At 30.7% G+C, this 20,592-nt stretch carries 21 protein-coding genes and 1 pseudogene; all 22 read right to left on the reverse strand.

What is annotated here, in order from left to right:
- Positions 1-744, reverse strand: a pseudogene (locus K8354_RS16075) (transposase); the annotation flags it as partial.
- A 130-nt stretch (positions 745-874) separates the two neighbouring features.
- Positions 875-1,786 carry an alpha/beta hydrolase family protein gene (locus K8354_RS16080; protein ID WP_223442968.1) on the reverse strand — a complete coding sequence of 304 codons (912 nt, stop codon included), beginning with the start codon at positions 1,784-1,786 and terminating at the stop codon, positions 875-877.
- A gap of 184 nt (positions 1,787-1,970) precedes the next feature.
- Positions 1,971-2,426 carry a hypothetical protein gene (locus tag K8354_RS16085; protein ID WP_223442970.1) on the reverse strand — a complete coding sequence of 152 codons (456 nt, stop codon included), beginning with the start codon at positions 2,424-2,426 and terminating at the stop codon, positions 1,971-1,973.
- 26 nt (positions 2,427-2,452) lie between these two features.
- Positions 2,453-2,950 carry a hypothetical protein gene (locus K8354_RS16090; protein WP_223442973.1) on the reverse strand — a complete coding sequence of 166 codons (498 nt, stop codon included), beginning with the start codon at positions 2,948-2,950 and terminating at the stop codon, positions 2,453-2,455.
- 260 nt (positions 2,951-3,210) lie between these two features.
- Positions 3,211-3,411: a hypothetical protein gene (locus K8354_RS16095; protein ID WP_223442976.1), complete on the reverse strand. Its 201-nt coding sequence runs from the start codon at positions 3,409-3,411 to the stop codon at positions 3,211-3,213.
- A gap of 104 nt (positions 3,412-3,515) precedes the next feature.
- Positions 3,516-4,394, reverse strand: coding sequence for a pepsin/retropepsin-like aspartic protease family protein (locus tag K8354_RS16100; protein ID WP_223442979.1), 879 nt, complete (start codon positions 4,392-4,394; stop codon positions 3,516-3,518).
- Between the two features lie 67 nt (positions 4,395-4,461).
- Complete coding sequence (locus K8354_RS16105; protein ID WP_223442982.1) at positions 4,462-5,253, reverse strand: AraC family transcriptional regulator; 792 nt, start codon at positions 5,251-5,253, stop codon at positions 4,462-4,464.
- A 107-nt stretch (positions 5,254-5,360) separates the two neighbouring features.
- On the reverse strand, positions 5,361-6,950 hold the full coding sequence (locus K8354_RS16110; RefSeq protein WP_223442986.1) for a serine hydrolase domain-containing protein: 1,590 nt from the start codon (positions 6,948-6,950) through the stop codon (positions 5,361-5,363).
- A 136-nt stretch (positions 6,951-7,086) separates the two neighbouring features.
- Entirely contained in the window at positions 7,087-7,887 is an 801-nt protein-coding gene (locus K8354_RS16115; RefSeq protein ID WP_223442988.1) for a helix-turn-helix domain-containing protein, read from the reverse strand.
- A 149-nt stretch (positions 7,888-8,036) separates the two neighbouring features.
- On the reverse strand, positions 8,037-9,524 hold the full coding sequence (locus tag K8354_RS16120; protein ID WP_223442991.1) for a serine hydrolase: 1,488 nt from the start codon (positions 9,522-9,524) through the stop codon (positions 8,037-8,039).
- 68 nt (positions 9,525-9,592) lie between these two features.
- A complete protein-coding gene (locus tag K8354_RS16125; protein WP_223442993.1) occupies positions 9,593-11,365 on the reverse strand; it encodes a DUF6624 domain-containing protein in 1,773 nt (590 codons plus the stop codon).
- A gap of 38 nt (positions 11,366-11,403) precedes the next feature.
- Positions 11,404-12,171, reverse strand: a complete 768-nt coding sequence (locus tag K8354_RS16130) for a CPBP family intramembrane glutamic endopeptidase (protein WP_223442996.1) — start codon at positions 12,169-12,171, stop codon at positions 11,404-11,406.
- A gap of 101 nt (positions 12,172-12,272) precedes the next feature.
- Positions 12,273-13,433 carry a hypothetical protein gene (locus K8354_RS16135; protein ID WP_223442999.1) on the reverse strand — a complete coding sequence of 387 codons (1,161 nt, stop codon included), beginning with the start codon at positions 13,431-13,433 and terminating at the stop codon, positions 12,273-12,275.
- 124 nt (positions 13,434-13,557) lie between these two features.
- Positions 13,558-14,472: a pepsin/retropepsin-like aspartic protease family protein gene (locus K8354_RS16140; protein ID WP_223443002.1), complete on the reverse strand. Its 915-nt coding sequence runs from the start codon at positions 14,470-14,472 to the stop codon at positions 13,558-13,560.
- Between the two features lie 39 nt (positions 14,473-14,511).
- Positions 14,512-14,874, reverse strand: a complete 363-nt coding sequence (locus K8354_RS16145; RefSeq protein ID WP_223443005.1) for a hypothetical protein — start codon at positions 14,872-14,874, stop codon at positions 14,512-14,514.
- A 34-nt stretch (positions 14,875-14,908) separates the two neighbouring features.
- Positions 14,909-15,829 (reverse strand): NAD(P)-dependent alcohol dehydrogenase, encoded by a 921-nt coding sequence (locus tag K8354_RS16150; RefSeq protein WP_223443008.1) that lies wholly within the window; start codon positions 15,827-15,829, stop codon positions 14,909-14,911.
- A 3-nt stretch (positions 15,830-15,832) separates the two neighbouring features.
- On the reverse strand, positions 15,833-16,453 hold the full coding sequence (locus tag K8354_RS16155; RefSeq protein WP_223443011.1) for a hypothetical protein: 621 nt from the start codon (positions 16,451-16,453) through the stop codon (positions 15,833-15,835).
- 81 nt (positions 16,454-16,534) lie between these two features.
- The gene (locus tag K8354_RS16160) at positions 16,535-17,116 is read right to left on the reverse strand and encodes a Crp/Fnr family transcriptional regulator (protein WP_223443014.1); all 582 of its coding nucleotides are present in this window, start codon (positions 17,114-17,116) and stop codon (positions 16,535-16,537) included.
- Positions 17,117-17,893: 777 nt separating this feature from the next.
- Positions 17,894-18,316: a hypothetical protein gene (locus tag K8354_RS16165; protein ID WP_223443017.1), complete on the reverse strand. Its 423-nt coding sequence runs from the start codon at positions 18,314-18,316 to the stop codon at positions 17,894-17,896.
- Positions 18,317-18,330: 14 nt separating this feature from the next.
- Positions 18,331-18,846: a hypothetical protein gene (locus K8354_RS16170; RefSeq protein ID WP_223443020.1), complete on the reverse strand. Its 516-nt coding sequence runs from the start codon at positions 18,844-18,846 to the stop codon at positions 18,331-18,333.
- A 372-nt stretch (positions 18,847-19,218) separates the two neighbouring features.
- Positions 19,219-19,656 (reverse strand): toxin-antitoxin system YwqK family antitoxin, encoded by a 438-nt coding sequence (locus tag K8354_RS16175; protein ID WP_223443023.1) that lies wholly within the window; start codon positions 19,654-19,656, stop codon positions 19,219-19,221.
- Between the two features lie 265 nt (positions 19,657-19,921).
- Positions 19,922-20,581, reverse strand: a complete 660-nt coding sequence (locus K8354_RS16180; RefSeq protein ID WP_223443026.1) for a hypothetical protein — start codon at positions 20,579-20,581, stop codon at positions 19,922-19,924.
- Positions 20,582-20,592 lie beyond the last annotated feature (11 nt).

The following is a 20,592-nucleotide window of genomic DNA, read 5'->3' on the forward strand; positions in this document are numbered from 1 at the left end:
TTCTACTGTAGTTTGGGCAGTATAGCATACTTCTGTTATTGATCCTCTTACAATTTGATGTTTACTTTCTGGGTCACTGGTTGAAATTTGAGGATTCTCTGTAGTTTTGTCTTTTTCTAGTTCTTTTTGAAGAGCCTCATATTTCTGGCGTTGATTCTTATGCTTATTAATTTGCTTTTCTATTTCTTCTTTCTTATCACCATCAGCTTTGGAAAGATCTGCATTATGCTCTTCTAACTTCTTGTCGATATAATCCAAATGACGTTTTATCTTCTTTTTATTGTAGTTGTTTTTCTTGCTATTCTGTGCTCTGAGCTTCGTGCTATCACCAGCTATCAAAACACCGCCAATTAAATTAAAGTTCTTGGCCAACTCAACACTAAATCTAAATACACGTTTTATAGCTTTAGGATTATCTTTTCTAAAGCGGGCAATGGTATTGTGGTCTGGTTTTAAGGTTTTCATTAACCATATAACCTCAATATTACGTCGACATTCCTTTTCTAACACTCTAGAACTTCTCATCCGGTTCATATAACCATAGATATAAAGTTTCAGTAAATCTGCGGGATTATAAGGCGGTCTGCCTTTAGATGCTAGAACATTAAACCCCATTTCTTCTAGGTTTAATGAATCGACAAACTGATCTATTAGACGTACAGTATTATCTTCTGGTACCATATCGTCTATGCAAGTTTTAAAAAGTACAGTTTGTCCTCTGAGTTCTCCTTGTAAATATTCCATGTATAAATATACTGAATATCAATTATTTAATCGAATATTTAGACACTTTTTTTAAGGTGAATTAGGTGCTTTTTGAGACAGTCTGACGGTTACCATTGTTGTAGGCAAGCTTTATTGTTTTATTCGATTTCTATTTATTGTTCATAATTTCTAAAGACTTTTGTTTTATCCAATTAACCGAAATTTCTATTGGTTCAGTTTTATTGGTATTGTGTCCTAATGATGGGAATAGGACATATTCAAAAGGTTTGTTCTGTGTCTTAAAGGTGTTAATATGTTCAATACACATTTTCACAGGAATTTGAATATCTTTTTCCCCAAAAACCCAAAGACCAGGAATTGAAAGAGTTTTGAGACTCTCTTTTGGGTCAGTAGCTTCAAATTGATATTTGTCAGGGTCATTTTTGATGTGTTCACGTGCGTCTTGTTCTGTATGATTATCCCAAAAATCGGTTCTCCCATTTGTATAAAACTGAAATCTCAATTGTTCAAGTGTGGTTATTGTAGGACTACTCAATAAAACCATAAATTCTACTAATGCATTTTTATTAGCAGTAATAGGAATTATCCATCCTGCTTGACTCGCACCTATAAGGCCAATAGGTAAATTTTCGTTTTTTTTATGGATTACATTAACAGCAGAACTTGCATCTTTGGCCAATAAATTTAGATTTTCAATCCTGATGTTATTGGTACCCACTTCAGGTCCAGCATAAACTCCTCCAGATTCCCCAACTCCACGTTTATCATAAGTTAACACCAAAATATCATTTTGAGCTAATAGTACAGCTAATTTTGTCATTCGAGGCACTTGGTCAGAACCGTGAACAATGACAACTGCTGAATGTGGATTTTTAGGACTATAAATTGTACCTGCTAATTTAATTCCTTCACTTTCGAAAGTGACATTTTCCGTTTTTATAGAATCTACGGATTGTGCTCCTTCTTGAGTAGATAGGGATTTTTTTTGTCCAATCGATTTATTGCAACCAATCATGGTTATGAAATGTGACAATAATAAAAGTTGACTTATTAATTTCATTTGTTGATTTGTAATTAAATTATTCTTTAAAGGAATTTTCGTTGCATTGTCTACAATGTTTTTGTGTATGGATTGTTGCGATTATTTGTATTAAAGTTGGTAAAAAAGGCTTAACAATTTATAGCCAATTATTTTTCAGATGGAAAACACTTAAGCAATAAACTTTACACGTTGTTTTGCTTAGTTATCTTTCCGTTTGCTTATTTATCCAATCCATTAATTCATCTTTATTTATTTCATTCCAAGTTGTCTGTGTATTCCGATTTTCGGATTGAGTATATTCTGTTTGTAAAACAATTAATTCCGTATTTTCATTTCCGGCAAGTTCTAATTCAGCTAAAAATCCAACAATGTCAGTCGAATTGTTTTCATATAAGGTTCTGTAGTACTTTTTTAATCTATATTTTATTTTAGGCTCAATATAAGCTCTAACAGCATAATTTTTGTAAAACTTAACATTTTCATTATTTTCATCAGAGTAGCTATAAGTCGAGAAATTGTGGTAATTATCTTGGGCTGTTTTAGGCGTGCCTTTCAAATTGGTTTCCAACATAAAATTCATAAATATTGGCTCCCAAAGGTCAATTCGATTGATTTTTATATCTCGTTTGTGTTGTTGCCATTTTCTTGTCCAATCCAATGTGAAATCACAAATAACAACTCCTTTTATGTTAACCTGAAAATCATAATCTCCCTTTTTATAAATTCAATATATTTCATCGCTCTATGTCCTACTAAACTTGCACCTAAAAAGAAAATGTTTTCATTAGGTAAATTATATTTATTAAACACCTCTTGAATTAAATTATGAGTAGAATTCATAGATGAATTAGAAAAGTAAAAGTCTAAAGGGATTTCAGTTGAAATTGACAATACCGCAAAGTTATTTTCAGATGCTTGACTATACATCTGCTTTGAGCTAAAATTCTTTTTGTCATACTTTGAATCTTCGAGAAAAATAAGTACACCTTTAATTTCTTTATTTTCAGGAAGCATTAGAGTATAACCTTTTTGAATAAAAGGCAAAAAGTCATTTTCTCTTATTCCAACTTTTAGACTAACATTTTTTAAAGGTTCGTAATATTCAACCATTTTCTGTGAAAAAGATTTAGTGCTAAAAATAGTAAGGAAGATTATAAATAATATCTTAAAAGGTGTTTTCATTATCGTTTTTTTGTTATATGCGAGACAACGGTTTGTATATTAGCCGTTAAAATGGCTTATGAGTTGTTAGCAACTGACTTTTTTTAATTTTCAAGGTTAGGTAAAATATATTCTTCAAAAATCTTTTCTGGTTGCTGTGTTTTTCCATTTCTATAATTTCCAGATGTAATAACTGCAACTGTTTTTAAACAAGGAATTACAAAAATATATTGTCCGCCATTTCCTCTTGCTTCAATAGATTCTATACTTTCTCATTCTTCTTATGATAAATGGGAATAATTTTCGGGTGAATATGCATTGGAGGCGGCCAATTGGTCGATAACAGACATTTTCTCAAGTTTATCGATTAAATCTTGATTAAAAATTTCTGTTTCTTGTTCATCGATTTTTTCATTTTTTTTTTCATTTTTACACCCTAACATTATTAAGGTACTTAATAGAATTCCTAATACATTTTTCATTTTAATACAATTTTCTCTTAGATTTAAGCTGACAGCTTGGGCAATGAGTAATTGCCTGTCCCTCTAGCATGTTGCCACACGTTTTTCATTTATAGTTTTGAAAACTAGAACTCACTGTTAATTTTTCTATTTGGCATTAGATAAACTTCTTTGTTTTTAAAATCTAAGATAATATGAAATCGTTTTAGCAGGTTACCTCCAAACAAAGCAGGTATATCTGAGTCAACTTTTGTCTTTGCAAAATCACCTGGCATATTATATATTTCAAAGCCTCCAATATCAATTCTTGGAATTAAAATGTAATCCGATTTTGCAACTGTACCATCTGTACCAAAACTAGTAGATTTGCCAATAACTTGATATTCATTTGCGAGTTTATTTTTGATTACTGTGTTGTAATACACCTTTAAAGTAGAGTTATAACCAGTATCTAACATTGTCCAAATCTTTACTTTTTTCTTTCCATTATATAATATCATTTTTATATATGGAAGACCACTTATAAATTTCAACTTAGATTTTCTAAACCTATCCGAATACTCTGGTAGCTTATCAGATATTAACAGTTCTTTACTTTCAAAATCAATTTCCACTATTTTATCTTCGAAAAAATCCCAACCAATTAACCCATCTAATTTTTCACTTTCGGGGTATGATATTCCAAGTACATCCTTTCCTGTGTAATCTTTTGTCCCTATTTTGACTAGATTATTAAAACTTTTACTTTCTTTTGAAGTACCATTACCACCTCCATTGTTTACTATGGTATCAAATTTAATATTTACATTTTTAGCCTCCATTTTTGTTTTATTAATCACCGTAATATTTGCCCCTAAATCAAACACCAAATTTAAGGTGTCAGACTGATTAATGAGTCCTTTTAAATATATGCGATTGTCATCACCTAATTCAAAAGCAATAACTTCTTGAGCATTTGAAATAGCAATTGAGAGAATAAATAGTAAGGTTAAGATTTGTTTCATTATTGACGTTTTTTAGTTTTTAGCAAAATTAGAATACCCTTAATAAACACTATTGTAAAATCTTGCACTAACCAATAAATAAAGCATTTTTAAAATCTAATGGATTGACACCTGTAAATCGTTTGAAATTTTTATAAAAGTGAGAAAGGTCGTAAAACCCACAATCAATTGCTGTATTAAATATTGGCCTTCCTTCTTTTAACATATTCTTGCTCTCTTGAATTCGAGATAACAGGACATAATTATTTGGTGTTAAGCCTGTTTCCTGCTTAAAAAGTCTTATGAATTTATACTTGTTCAACCCAAATTGACTTGCAGTTTTATCCAATGAAAAAGATTCAAAGTTTGTTTCATTGATGAAAGATTGAAATAATTTACTTGTTGCAAATTTTATAGGTTGAACGGAAGTACAATTTGTAACAAGTAATTTTAATACAGCAATGAGTCGATTTTCAAAATCGACTTCATTATTTTTAAAATGCATTGACAAAAAATAGAGTTCATTAAAAACATATTGGTCATAGATAATTTTATCTTCAAAAAACACAGGTTTCCCATTATTAAAATCTTTAATAGCTTCTGGTGAAACATAAAATGTAAAAAATGAGTTTCCTAAATCTTTGTCACAAGGTGTGGCGTGTACTTCATTTGGATGAACTATTGATAGTACTCCTTTAGGTACCAATATATCTTTATCATTAAGTTTAATATTAAAAGTGTTTTCTAAAATTAAAGCAATATTGAAAGTGTCGTGTGTATGATAAGGAAAATCTAATGTATGTGATTTTGCATTTAGTAATTCTAAACCATCAAGAATTGGTAGATGGTGATATTCACTTATGTTTCTTTTACTCGTCAATTTTAATTTTTTCTTAAATTATAGCTCGATTTTTTTAAATGTGTGGCAACAACGGTTTGTATATGAGCCGTTACAATGGCTTATGAGTTGTTAGCAACTGACTTTTTTTAATTTTCAAGGTTAGGTAAAATATATTCTTCAAAAATCTTTTCTGGTTGCTGTGTTTTTCCATTTCTATAATTTCCAGATGTAACAACAACAACAGTTTTTAAATTAGGAATTACAAATATATATTGCCCACCATTTCCTCTTGCTTCAATAGATTCTATAATTTCTCCGTTTACTTGATATGTGTTGTGCCACCACAAATAACCATATCCATTTTTTTCAGGTACATTCTCTAAGGTTAAGTGATTTTTAAATGAGTTTTTAACCCATTTTTTAGATAAAATACGTTTGGATTTCCATTTTCCTTTGTTTAGGTATAATTCCCCAAATCTCAACATATCTTTTGGTGTGAGGTACATCCCACCTCCAAAATATGGGTTGCCTTTCAAATCCGTTTGAATGATATAATTTGAGATTTCAAGTTTTTGAAAAAGGTATTTGTCCATAAACAACTCCAAAGGTTCAGAAACAACTGAATCCATTGCAACGCCAAGTAAAAATGGATTTGCTGAACCATAATTTGCCTTTGTATTGGGTTCATTTATCATTTTCGCTTTCAGAATCGTTTCTGTCCAATCTCCAGTAGGTTGGTAATTATTTTCAGATGCCGATGATTTTCTCTCTCTCGTATAATCGTCAGCATCTAGCCCAGAACTCATTGTTAAAAGGCTTTGAATATCAATTTCTGATTTTAAACTGTCTTTTAGAATTTGATATTTATTCGGTAAAAAGTCAAAAATGGATTGCTCAACTCTTTTAAATAATGATTTATCCCTTGCAATTCCAACGATAGCAGATGAAATACTTTTTGATGCCGAACGCATATCGTGTGGGATACTTGCGTTGTAGCCATCAAAATAATTTTCGTAAACTACTTTTCCTTTTTTTGAAATTAAAACAGAATGTGTGTTTGGTAACGAATCCTTTGAGATCAGGAATTCCATTTTAGTAAGTTGTAAAATAGACGCTTTATTCTCATATTGGAACCCGCCAATTTCCCAATCTGTTGTTGACTTTTTTAGTGCTACTTCTGTAAGTAAATTTTTTCCAAGATAGATACCTAATTGAATACTATTGGGTAGTAATTTCCCTCTAAACTGCAATCCAGTTTTAAAATCAGTAAACGAAATCAAATCATTTTCTTTTTGAAAATTGTCGCACCAGGTTCCTGTAAATCTATTGTCACCAAAAATAGGATAAGCTTGATAGTTATTTCCTTCTCCATTTTCAACACTCAAATAAAAATTAAGTGATTTCAACTCATCTACCATTAGTAGATTCCAAGTTCCTCTAAAAGTGTTGTTATTTGATTGAGTTAGTTTTAAATGGTAAAGAAGCATCCCAGACTTAATAAATCCATTAATCTCTTTGCCATTTTCAGATAATTGACCTTTAAAAGAATAATTTTCAGCAAAAGCTATTTCTAATATTGAAGTGCTTCTTGAATTAAAAGGATAATCGATTATATTTTGATAGTTAGAAATTTTGAATTTGGCATTTTCAAGTCCTAAATTTTCTATTTCTACCTGTAAGCTGAAGGTCTTTGTATTTTCTATTTTTCCTTCCCAACCACTCGTATATTCTGCCATATTTTGGGCGTAGGTTGAAAATGAATAAAAAAGAAAAAGAAGTGCTATTATGTTTTTAATTCTCAATTTTTGGTTATTTTATGATGAACAGCAAAGTTGAGATTAATTAAGTCCTCAAAATTGTATAAAATTAACATTATGAAATGTTCTTCAAAAGTTTTGAAGGTGTTGTCTTGTAGATTCGCTTAAAGTTCGTAATGAAATGACTTTGGTCGTAAAAACCACATTGATAACAAATTTCTGTCAATGAATATTTATTAGAAGTAAGCAAGCAAAGTGCTTTGTTCAATTTAATCAATCGAATGTAATTGCTAAGACTTGTTCCAAAATGTCGATTGAACTCTCTAGATAGGTGGACGGGATGGATTTCTAGTTTTGAACTTAAATTATTTAAGGAATGGTCTATTTGTTCTTCAATCAACAATTCTTTTAGTTGGTTTACCCAAGTAGGCTTTCTTGAATTACTACTTTTTGCTTCAGTTAGCGAATTAAATATATGAATCAAATTACTCTCAATACTCAAATTTGAATACGGGTCATTGATTTTAGTCTCAATAAATATCTGGTTCATTAAGTTTTTTATTATTGGACTTTTCAAATTAATACTTCCTTCAAAATCTGTTATTTGAATATCAAAAGTTGAAAACCAATTCTCATTCAGTTCAATATGAAAACCTCTTGTAAATTCAGGCGGTTTTATGTTGTAGTGTGAGTCTTGCCAATTATGAAACAGTAAACTTCCTGGCTCTAAATAATAGGACTCTTTTTTGTTAGATTCAAAGAGTTTTCCTTGAAGTAAATACGTGAAATATGGATTTTCGTGATAATGCCAATCAACTTTCCTGTGTGTGTATTCTGTATCGGTAATTATTAGATTTTCAAAAGCAGACTTTTGGTAATGCTTTCCGTAAAATTCGCCTGTTTTTAGTTTATTCATTCTGTTTTTTCAAATTACTGACAATGGTAAGCGTAGTGCGGGATTAGAAGCACTTACCTTTCGGTTTAACCATATGTTTGTTAATATTCAAATCGTTCAAATATAGCATTTTTGCCCGGATTACTTTTATACGATTTTACCAGTAGTTTTTATTCTTTGCTTTTCCTTATAAATTCGACTGGCTCTGATTGTAAATTTATTGTCAGTGATGAAATTTCTCCATTGTTATTTGTTCTAAAATTGATAGCAAATTCTGGATTGAATAAATCAGAAACATTTTTTAATGGCTTCATAACAAAAACGTTATAATGCAAATGTTCCAAAAAGAACTTATAAGATGGATAAATAGCATATAGATTACCGTCCTTAAGGTCTACTTCAATTGTTCCATAACCTTTATTTTCATATTTACCTATGAATGATGATAAGTTATGTGTTGGCTTCTTTTCAGAGTTTAATCCTTGCTTGATTTCACTTGGGACGTAAATATCACTTACGATTACAGGATAGTCTTTCAAATCAGTTTTTGGTAAATCCAACATTCTGTTTTTAATAATGTCTCCTATTATGTATGGTAGAATTGAATTAGTCTGATTGGTTAATACAGTAACACCTAACTTTTCAAAAGGATAGGTTAATACTAAAGAGCTAAATCCAGATGTGTTTCCTCCGTGGTAAACTTTATAATTTCCGTCTTGTGATTCCATTCGCCACCCAAAACCATCTCCAAAGAGAAAAACACTCTCTTCGTTTTTATTAGGCCTTATATTATGTATAGTAGTCGCATTGCGAACAAAATCTGTTGGCAAAACTTGCTTTTCTTTAAATTTTCCTTCGTTTAACCAAGCTATCATCCAATTTACCAAATCCTTTGCGGAACTTCTAATTCCACCAGCAGGTTTGTAATTTTGGTATTCTTCGTAAAGTACTTTTTTGACTTCACCTTTTACCAAACCATAACCGTATGAAAAATTATTAGTCATTTTCATACTTTTTAAATCTGTATAAGAATTTGACATCTCTAGTGGGTTAAAGATATTGTTATTCAAATTCTCCTCCCAAGATTCACCTGTCACTTCTTCAACAATTGTACCTGCTATAGTGTATCCCATATTACTGTAAATCCAACTATCCTTCGGTTTGCCTTCAGGTTTTATGTATTTTAATTTTTTTATGACTTCGAGTTTGCTTCGCTCAGGAAAAAGAACAAGTGTCCCATTGATTTCTCCAATTCCACTTTTATGTGAAAGTAAATCTTCAATGGTGATTAAATTGTCCATTTCAGAATTATAAAATTCAAGTTTTGGAATATATAAACTGGGTTTGTCTTTCAAAGAAATTTTATCTTCAAAATCTAGTAGTCCTAATAAGGAAGCCGTAAAAGCTTTAGAACTAGATGCAATTGGGAAAATTGTATTTTCATTTACAGGTAGATTTTTTTCTAAATCTCTGTATCCAAATCCTTTAGAGTATACTATTTGATTGTTTTTAACAACGGAAATTGACAAGCCAACAGCGTTATAAGATTTCATTAAAGTTTCTATTTCTTGGTCTAGTCCATCTAAAAGTGGTTCATTTTGCTGACCATAGCTCCATAATGAGATGGCTAATAATGATAAAGTGAATATTTTTCTCATATTACTATTTTAAATTCTGTGATTATTTTTTATTGTATTATTTTAATTTACTTTTAACAGGTTGGTATCTATTCTTTTTGGTTAAAAACATATCCATTGCTTTTAACATATTCTTCTATAGGTTCTAACCCTAGTTGAATTCTTCGTTGATTAACAGTCTTTACATCCACAATAGGCCATATTTTGTTCTTTTTTAAATCATTATCCCAAACGGCCTGAGTACCATAAATTTGCTTTTTTTTATTACGCATTAAAATACGGTCTTCAAGAAATGCAAGATGCCAGCCTTCTGATTCTCCTTTTTTTACGGACTCTTTTAAAAGTGGTAAGTATGTTTCCTGGGTTTCAAGGTCTGCATGCTGTATGATAAGCCAAAGGGCTTGATTGGCTTTTTCACCAACTGTATTTTTGCCTACCCAGCCAAACGTATCTATGATTGAAATAACTTGATTTAGTACAATAGAATCTTGTTGATGAATAAGTGTCCAAAAATAATCGTATTCTTCTGTGCCTCTTCCGAATTTCTCTTCTGCACCAGGAAGCAGAAGCCGCAAAGTTTGGTCTTTTGCACCCAATAATTCTAGCTGTTCTCTAATCTGGATTTTGGAGACTTGATAATTACTTAAAATTAAATCCAGACCTTTCTGCAAGAATTCATCTTTCTCAGCAGTTGTTTGCTTTATGTTATTTGTAGGTACATATTTTTCCCGAGCTGTTCCATTAATGTGATAAAGTTTTGCAGTAGAAAGTTTGTATCCATAATTCTGATATTTAAAACCAAAATCATAAACTTCTCCTGCCAGCCTTCTCATTTCAGAACCAACAATTTCAGCTCTTCCAATTCCTTCAAAACCAATGGCTAATCCTTCACCCATACTTCCTGTCCAACGTCCAACTAACACAATAACAGGTTTTGTGTAAGTTTCTCCTCTTGGAATTACATACTCAATCCAATTTCTTTCAACATCTGGATTACCTTCAGATTTTTCAATAAATGAATGCCGTTGATATGGTTTTTTTTCGGTAATAAACCTGCTCATAATACCACGGGCTTCATAAGAATCACCACCATTGGGGGTATTTCTTAAATCAAGGATTATACCATTGGTGTTCATTAAGTGATTTAAAGCTTTGTCAAATTCTGTTACTAAATTATCATTGCCGAGTGAATTGTTAATTCTAATGACTCCTATTCCGTTTACAATTTTTGAAGTTAAAAGACCATTATCTTTTTTGATTTTAATTTTGTCTAAATCAAATTCAATTACTTTGTTGTCGAGTAATTTTAAAGTTAAAATGCGAGGTTCATTATATCGACCTGCTAAGATTTTGTTTGCAATCCATTCTCTGGTTTCTTGATTGTTTTTGTCGTTGCAATGTGTCGGGAAATCAATAATTGCTTCCTGAAAGTCAGTTCCATTGAACTTTAGAATTTCAGCTCCAACTATATTTTGATTAAGGCTATCAACTTGTGTTTGCCAAACATTTGCTACTATTAATTTGTTATTTTCTATTGTTGTATAAATTGGTGCAAACAAACGAAATGAGGATTTTCGGTTTGTGTTTAATAGTAGGTGGCTATCATAAAATTCATTCAAAAAGTATTCAAAAAACAAAACAGTTTCCTCTTCAGTTTTTATATTTTTTATTTCATTGGAATAATACTCCTTTACACAGTTTATGTCAACATTTTTAGCCTCTAGATAAACATAATTTCGTATTACATCATTGATGATTTCCTCTAAATCTTCTTCAATTTTTGTGTGGTCAATTCTATTTTCCTGACCAAAAGTCAAATTTGTAATTAATAAAAGGAGAAGTATTAAGATTGATTTTTCCATAAATTTAGTTTTAGTTATTCAATTTTTGATATGAATAGTTAGGTAATTTTATTTTGTATTACAAAAGCGTTTTCTTTTTCCCATTTTTTGATAATCACAAACCATAGAACGACAGACACTCCAAAGATTACTAGTTTTTCGGTTCCGTTAATTCCATTTTTGATTAACGCATTGAACATCATAATTTGGATAATTAGATGAAAACACGCACTAGCTAATATTGACTTTGTTGATTCCGCTACTTGTCCAATTCCCCAACTTCCAACAACCATCATTGCAAAAAAGAAAAGATTATCACCAACAGAAGCTTTCGTTAAGAACGTTAAATGCCACAAGTACCAAATAAATCCGATTAGCAGATATTTACACCAAGGTTTTAATGATTTTAATTCTTCTTGTAAGTAACCTCTCCATCCATATTCCTCCATTATACAATAGAGTAAGGTGCCTGACATTGCAATAAAACCATAAATATGTTGATTTAACTCATAATCATTCTTTACCCCAATTATTGTTAAAATAATAATTGGAATAAATGCCATGATAAGGCTTTTTGATTTTGATGTTCCGAAAAGTGATATTTCTGTTTTTCTATTTTTATTCAATAATGAAATAGCTATCAGTGCAGCTATAACAACTCCACTTCCTTCAAAAAAAACAGAAGTTAGTACAAAAAGCCAGGAAGGCAATTTTTCTAATTCTGATTCGAATTCAAAAATATTAAATCGAAAAATATTGGAAATTACAGTTGCAATGATAAAAAATATCAATACTCTTTTCCAGTTTATATTAATTGTTTTAAACATTGGTTTAACTTATGAAATTATGGACACAATAAGGTTCAGAAAAAGAATGCTAATTTTCTTCATATTAGAATGTCATTTAAGCTTGAATCTAACATAGGCGATTATCTATTAATTAATTTTAAAATTGTTTGATGAAAATTATTTTCGTCAACACCTATGGTGGTCTTTAAATTTTCGAAAAAAAACTCTCCATCTTTTCCAGAATAAACCAGTTTCAATACACCATCAAAGCCATTTTTTTTTATAACTTCTTCACAAAGAAAGGCACTCATTACATAGTAAGAAAAATGCCTGTTTACCGAGGAATTCCGTCCTTTTTTGAATTCCTCTAAAAAATCAATAGTTGGGTTTCTTTCAATTTCATCCCGAAATTGTTCTTTTAATTCTTCTAAAGTATCATAACTAAGGCCATAACCACCGTAATAGGTTGAAATGCCGTTTACAAATGGCGAGTAAATTTCATCTTGATTTGGAAGATTGTAGTATAAATAATCACCAACGTAACCAAATATATAATTTTCATTATCTGTACCTGTTATATAAATTTCACCTTCGCTATCTGTAAAGCCTAAATCATAACATAAAAAATTACAATTATTAGCACTATAAATAAGGCCGTATGATTTCAATAGTTCGTCTATACTTTCAAACTTATAATAATCTAAAGGTATTATTTCTGTCTTGGTAAGTGCTGATAGTTCATTTTTCAATTCTGAGAATTCAACAGCTTTCTGATGATTTAAAGTGTTACTATAGTAATATGTTACACTATTGTATTTTTCAGATTTAAAGTTTGCTGTTCTTTCTTCAAAAGGGCTATAGAACCTGTAATGATCTTTATAGGGTACAGCCTTTATTTCAACAATTCTATAAATAAAAGGCTTACCATTTTGAGATCCAGATAAAGAAAAAGTCATAAAATATATTTCACCTTCATCTTTTGCTGAGTATGATTTAATCACAATTGGATTATTAAAAATTCTATCTGGACTATTTTTCCCAAAGCCTAATAGCTTATTGAAAAAGAACTCATACTTTTTTTGATGAATAGAATCAACATATTCGTCTGAAAAACGGCCATTTTGAGCTTCAGTTAAAAAGGCATTTAGTGATTTTTCTAGTTTTAAAGATTTTATACTATCTTTTTCAGCTAATTCAAGATTGAAGTTTTTTTCAATTGTAATTTGACCATAAGAGAAATTACAGATAACAGTGCATAAGGAAATTATTCCTATAATATTAATTTTTACACTTCCTGACATTGGCTTTTTCTAGTTTTTTAATTATAAAATGATTGATATTATTCCCAAGTATATAGTCTATGTGATATTTTTATAAAGTCTTTATACTTAAATATTTTTCAGTCTAATTTTGATTTTACTGTAACTATCCCTTTTTATCATCTTTCCTTAATTTCAAATAAATTTCTCCCCTGTTTTTATCAAAAATCAGGTTAAACTGCTTGATGAAACCACCTCCCATTACACTCATTTGCTGACGCCCAATCGTCCCCTCAAAAAAGCCAACAGGCACATCGTAAAATTGCATCTCACCAAGACTAAATTGAGGCAATACGCCTTTTTTGGTCCTTAAAATATTGCCGAAAGAATCTTTCAATTCCTCCTCTGAAGTAATTTCAATATGTTGACCAATTTGTGTTTGGTTGGAAAATTTATCGTCAAAAAGCAAAGCACCCGAGTAGCCAGAATGAAGTAAAAAAGGATTCTCAAAATCTAAGCTGTCAATGCGGCTTGTTCCTGTAATAAAGAGTAAACCATCTTTATTGTCCAGATTCATTTTAATGTAATCTTCAGTAATAGGAAGGGTATGATGAAGCTTTATTAAACTTTCATCAAAATTGATCTCCACGATATAATCATCAAAGAAGTTTAAACCAAATTTACCATCTGTCTCAGGGCCAGATTTTTCATTTTCCCAAATGCTAAGGCTATCAAAAACCATAGTGCCAATTTTTAAAGTATTGGCTTTACTATATCTTGAAGTGCCTTTACCTCCCCAGGCAGATGATTCCGATGTTTCTTTATTCCATTTTATGCTTTTAAGGCGTGCTGAAGATGATTTTATTACAGATGCAGAATTAGCTGCTGTATGAAACATCAAATCGAGTGTATCAGTTGTATTCAAAATTGCTTCAACAATGATGTTGTTGTGTTTACTTAGTTTGAATGGAATAGTATCTACAACGGTAATATCCTTATTTTTCGGAACGGTATGCTTACACCCAAAAAAGCAACTTACAATAAAAAACATTAGAAGTTTTGGATAGATTTTCTTATTCATTTCATATTAATTATTGACTATATCGAATAATTCATTACATCAAAAAGTACATTTTGAGTTCTCTGGCTTCCATATCACCTCAATTTTTGAAAGTCTGTCATAAAGCTCATTTGTAATTCCCAAATTATCTCCGGCACAGTTCAGTATAAATGATGCGTAATTTGCTGTGGGATCACAGTTGCCATAAAAGAAAACCCTTTCACCTTGACACAATGCCGTGGAATAATAGGAATATTCATCATTACGTACCTCATCAATGGCTTCTTTTAGCCAAGCTAATTCCTCTATCGGGTTCTGTACTTCACAAAGATTTGTTGGTAAAATGTCGTCTTTTTCGCATGAAATAAGTACGAGTGAAAATACCAAAATGACTGATTTTGTTAGATTTAAAATAGTTTTCATTTTATTCATCATTTAAATGTAGGGTATTGTTTTATTAGTTCGTTACTCTTATCACGACATTCCCCTTCTTTCTTCCTGTGGCTACATAGGCATGGGCGTGCTGCATTTCTTCCAGTGAATATGTTCTATCGATTATTGCTTTCATCTCTCCCTTTTCAAAAAGAGTTTTAATAAATTCCAATTGGACTTTTGTTTCGGTCGCGTAGGATAATCCGTCGACAGAAACAAATTTTCCCTCAGGATTTAAGAGGTGTCTACAAGATTTTCCCTTGGTGCAGCCAACGGCATCAAACAGGATATCGTAGCGGTTGGGTTGCTTTATAAAATCGTCCCTATCATAAAAAATCATACGTTCAACCTTCAGGGTTTTCATCAATGCTTCACTTGATGAACTGCAAACAACCGTTATTTCCGCCTTATAATATTGAGCGATTTGAATGGCGGCTATGCCCACCGAACCTGTGGAACCTATGATTAAGACCTTGGGCTTGGACCTTTGGGAAAGTCGGGCCTTTTCAAGAAAGAAGTGTGCTGATTGTCCACCAAAGATTAAGGCGGCTGCTTCTTCAAAGCTTGCGCTCTCTGGCATTAAGCATACAGGACTATGCTCCTTTACGGAAAGGTATTCAGCATATGTTCCAAAATGGAAACCTGTACTCCCGAAAACCTTATCTTGTGGTTTAAATTGGGTAACACTATCCCCAACTTCTTCCACAATACCGGAATAGACCGTTCCCATGACGGGTTTTCTTGGCTTTTTTAATCCTAGAACTACTCGCATCAGTGGCTTTAAAAAGCCTTTAATCGCAAGGCTTCTAACTTTCACATCAGCAGAGTTTACTGCGGTAGCCATTACCTTTATCAAAAGATCATGACTGCCGCATTTGGGCTTTTGTGCTTCTTGTAACTGAAGCACTTCGGGACTTCCATATTTGGTACAAATAACAGCTTTCATTGCCTAAAAATTAAATCCAAAATGCAGCCCGGGCTCTCCATAGAAAAACTTTGACCATTTGTCATCTTGCTGCTTAAATCCATCTGGCATTTCTGTATGGTATATCCGATGGGTAACAGCAAGAGATGGTTCAATGAAAAACCTGTTTTTGAACAGTTTAATATGGTAGCCTAGACGGTAGGTGTTGAAAATTTGAAAACCATTGTCGATTTTCTGATTATTCTCATCCATAAAACTTTGCCAGGCATTCATTACATGAATTCCCGTATAAAGACCTTTCCACCAAAATCGCTGATAAACCAGCGCAAAACCATACTCTCTAATGTATCCAGGAAACTTTTCTTCTGGGGCTTCAAAAGAAGCTCCGTACGGAATCCCGAGTGGCCAGGAGTATTTCCAAGTTTTTAGCTCTAAGGATACCACATCCTTTTCTGTGATGCGGTAACCGAAATTTAGCTGTGCAAAATCAGGTTTATTGGTCTGTGCGAAATTTCCCAACACGAAAAAGGTGCTTCCAATAAAATATCTTTTAGAAGTGCTATCTTGTAGGATGTATTGTGCATTGACGTGGAAGCAATTTGCCATCAAAATGACAAAACCCATCCTCATTATATTTTTTTGCATATCTTTCTTTTGTGTAAAATGATAATACAAAAGTAGATTAGTGAGCTGCTATAACTCGTTCACTTAAGTTAAGAAAGCAGACTAACCCTTATTTTTTTCATTGACTCTTGCTCTTAACCTACTTAAAGATTGTGGCTTGATTCCTAAAAAACTGGCTAATTGATATTGTGGGACCCGTTGGATTAAATCTGGTCGTTTTTCCAAAAGGTTGTGGTAACGTTGCTCAGGCGATGAGGTTTTGAAGGCATCAAAGTCCAATTGTTGTTTAATCAATAGTTCTTCAGACAATACCCTGCACATCGTTTCAAACTTTGGGAATTTCTGAAAAACTTCAACTTCCATGCTGGGGTCAGAAACCGTAAGGATGGAGTCTTCAACGCAAGAAATAGAATATGCTGAAGGCTTTCCATTTAAAACACAGGGAGGAGTTAAGCCTTCCATTTCTGTATAGAAAGCGGTTGTTTTTTCTTCTCCATCTATGACATAGTATGACCGAATACAACCTTTTAATACAAAAAATCCTTTATTCGATTTTTGTCCTTCTTCCAATAAAACAGCGCCTTTATTGAAGGAGTGAAATATATCTAGATCAATCAGTGTGTTTTTTTCTTCTTCTGTCAACGAAATGTATCTTGATATGAAGTCAAAGAGTAAGTTTTTCATTTATCGTCATGTTTTTCAAATTACTGGCAACGTATTTGTTTATGGAAAGTTGCGATTTTGTGAACGAGGAATTTCCGTAGGAAATTCAGAAGTTGATAAAATAGCAACAAACTTTGATAAAGCTAAAAATAGCAATTTTTTATAAACGGTGTTGTAAAAAGCGTGATTAATTTTTCCATTTTTGAGTTTGTTTTTTTCAAGTAATTTCGTTTTGCTCAAATTTCCAGAGTTTAGATTTTCTCAATTTTTTCAGTTCCGCAAACGTGCTAATTCAGATTTTGAGTAAGAACTCCAAATTTCTGCTTTTTCCACTTTGAGTAAATTTCCACGTTTCAAAATTCCGCAAACAGAGAAAATTTTTACTAGAATTTTCATTCGCGAGAGATTGTTCAGCATTTTTTTAATTTCCATTTTTCACAATTTTGGATTGAAAAATTTTTCAACATATTCTGTTCAAAAAAGTTAAAGGTAAAATGCACTTTTAAAAGGACTTATGCTTTTCTGAGGCATTTCAACCAGTTTTTTACAACGTGCTAGGTATATGGTAAGCAAGGGTTAGAATAACTTACTATTTCGGGCATTGAAAAAATAAATAAATATTAACTAATTTAAAAAAGCAACCTGTACCCCTTGTTTATTATATACTATGTTGTGTACAGTACTATTCAGATGCCAAATGATGTTTCAGACGAATTTAAGGAATATTGTAAAGAAAATAACATTACTTTAAAAAAAACGGACGTGTTATGGTTTTTCCTCCGATGTTTATGGGTATAACTAAAAATCTTGACTCTTTAAGTGACTAAATATATTTAAAGAAAAAGAATCAATTTCGTGTTGAAAATTTATATTACTTATTTTTAATTCTTTTGGTTTGTTTTCATTAAAATATTTTTCATGAGTTGAAAATGTTTTTTCTACAAATTCTCTTATTTTTAACAAAGAACTAATTTCTTGACTATAGATAATTTTACACATTAGTTCAGATTTATAAATAAGTACTTTTTTGTTGTTTATTTTATTAGTAACTAATGTCCTTGACCTTATTCCGTAATCAAATTCATTATTATTACTGTATTTATTATTAAAATAAATTTCTGATTCACAAAAAGTAGTTGTAATTAATTCAGTTGAGTTTTCTAATTCATTTAGATTGAATTCAAATTCTAATACTTTAAAATGGTTGTTAAATATCTGCATAATACTATTTTATATTATATGTATTTATTCCATAAATTAATTAATTCATTTTCGTATAATCTCCATATAATAAGCAATATAATACCACCAAAAACTGTAACAAATATTGAAAATAATAGTTTACCTAACCATTTTGATGTAGTTGAATTAATTATTTTATGTTTTATTTTTTTTATGCTTGGTATGCTTTTTTTTATTTTTTTAATAAAAGATAAATTAGAATAATCTTTCCTTTTAAGTATTTTAGTTTGCAAATACTCTTGATAAAATTCTTTTGAAACAATACCTTTTTCAATTTTAACACTAATTCCATTCACACCATTAAATTGGTTTTTGTGTTTTTCAGCAACTCCTTTACTCATTAAAGTTTTAGATACTTTTCCATCTTTTTTAAGAAATATTACTTTTACTACATTTTCAAGATTTAACACTTCCCAATCTTTATATAAATCTTTTCTTACATATTCACTTATCCAATCCCCAAAAGACAAACTTATTTCAATATTTGTTTCCCTGTGTTTTATTTTCATTCATTCAATTTCGGTCTACCGACCTCTATATTATAGTTTGTATTGTACACAACGTTGTTGTGTTATGGAAAGTTGCGATTTTGTGTGCGAGGATTTTCCAACGGAAAATCAAAGTGCATAAAAATGCAACTGCCTTTGGTTGAGCACTAAATATAGCAATTTACCATACACGGTGTTGTAAAATGCGGGTTTAAATTTCCTATTTATTTTTTCAGTCTGATTAATTTTCTTTTTTTGTAATAATTTTTGTTTCCAATTTTTTGGTTTTCTAAATTGCTAATTTGAGTAAATATTCCACAAATAAAATAATTCCGAAAGTTGCTCAATTCCGTAATTTTGGTTCTTCAGAGTTTGAGTTATGGAGTTAATTATTCAATCTTCTACACCTTCTTTACAATCTTCAATCGTTAACTTTCCTTCTTTAGAGTAATGGTACCAGATTCCAACTCTGATGCCTTTTTTAAAGTTTCCCTTGTTCATTAATTTTCCGTTTCCGTAATAATAAACCCACAAGCCTTCGTATAAATCATTTTCTATATTCCCTTTCATTAAAATTTGTCCACTTTCATAAAAACCAATAAACATTGTTGACTTGACATTTTTAAAGTAAGAAATGGTATTCAAGTTCCCGTTTGGGTAAAATTGGGTTTTTAAACCATACATTTTATCTGTTTTATTATATAGAATTTCTCTTATGTCTCCATTTGTATAATAACTGATTTTTTCTTTAATATTATTATCACTACAAGATGAAGAAAAAAATATTAAAGATATTATTAATATTAAATTAATAATTTTTATTCCCCTCATATTTGCTTGAATTTTTTTTAGGTTTAATTTCCTCTTTTGGACTAATTCTCAATTTTTTCTAACTTTAAAAGCAAAAAGTATATTTAAAGAACTTTCGTTTTAGATTAACTTTTCCGCTAGTTTTTTACAACGTTGTTGTATATGGTTTGTTGCGTGGTTTAAGCACCTAATATAGCAAATACAAACCGAATAGAAAATCCGCGAGGATTTTCGTAAGTAGGCTAGAACTAGCAATAAATTATATACGGTGTTACCACACGTTTTTTTATTCAATTTTATTAATTTCCGAAATATATTTCAATCTTAAATTTTCAATTCGATTCGATAAATTTAATTTGGCATTTAATGATTCGATTTTCGTTTTGTCGTTTTTAAAAAACTCAATTTTTTGTTCGTGTTTTTTTGTCACATCATCACTTAATGCTTTTAACTTATCAAGAAATTTTGATTGTAATAATGATTCTTTTGTTGTTCTGTCAGATTCTCGATAATATAGGTCGAGTAAACTTTGGAAATTTTTAGTCCAATCTTCTTTGCTTAATTCTGAAATATTTTCGTCAAACTTTTCTATTTTAAACTCTCCAATTTGATAATTATCAGACCAAAAATCCAAGTTGTTATTTTCAGTTTTTTCTATGTCTAAATAATTGTTTAAATATTCAGCCAATTTAACTTTCAGTTCCGCTTTTTTTTCAATTCCGATTAATTCAAGTTCAAACCTTTTGTATTTATTTGGTTCTAACTTTCTTGGATAACTTTCCATATTTGAAAGAACTAATTTTAAATCACTGCTGTTTTGCTCGTCAATAATTTCGAGTAAAATAAAATTTATATTTGTTCCTACGATGTTCATTTCAAATGTGTGGTAACGGTTAGTATAAGAATAGTAAGGGATTAAAAACGCACTTACTTTTCGGTTTAGCACTTAGCCAAATT

The organism is Polaribacter litorisediminis (assembly GCF_019968605.1).
Classification (GTDB): domain Bacteria; phylum Bacteroidota; class Bacteroidia; order Flavobacteriales; family Flavobacteriaceae; genus Polaribacter; species Polaribacter litorisediminis.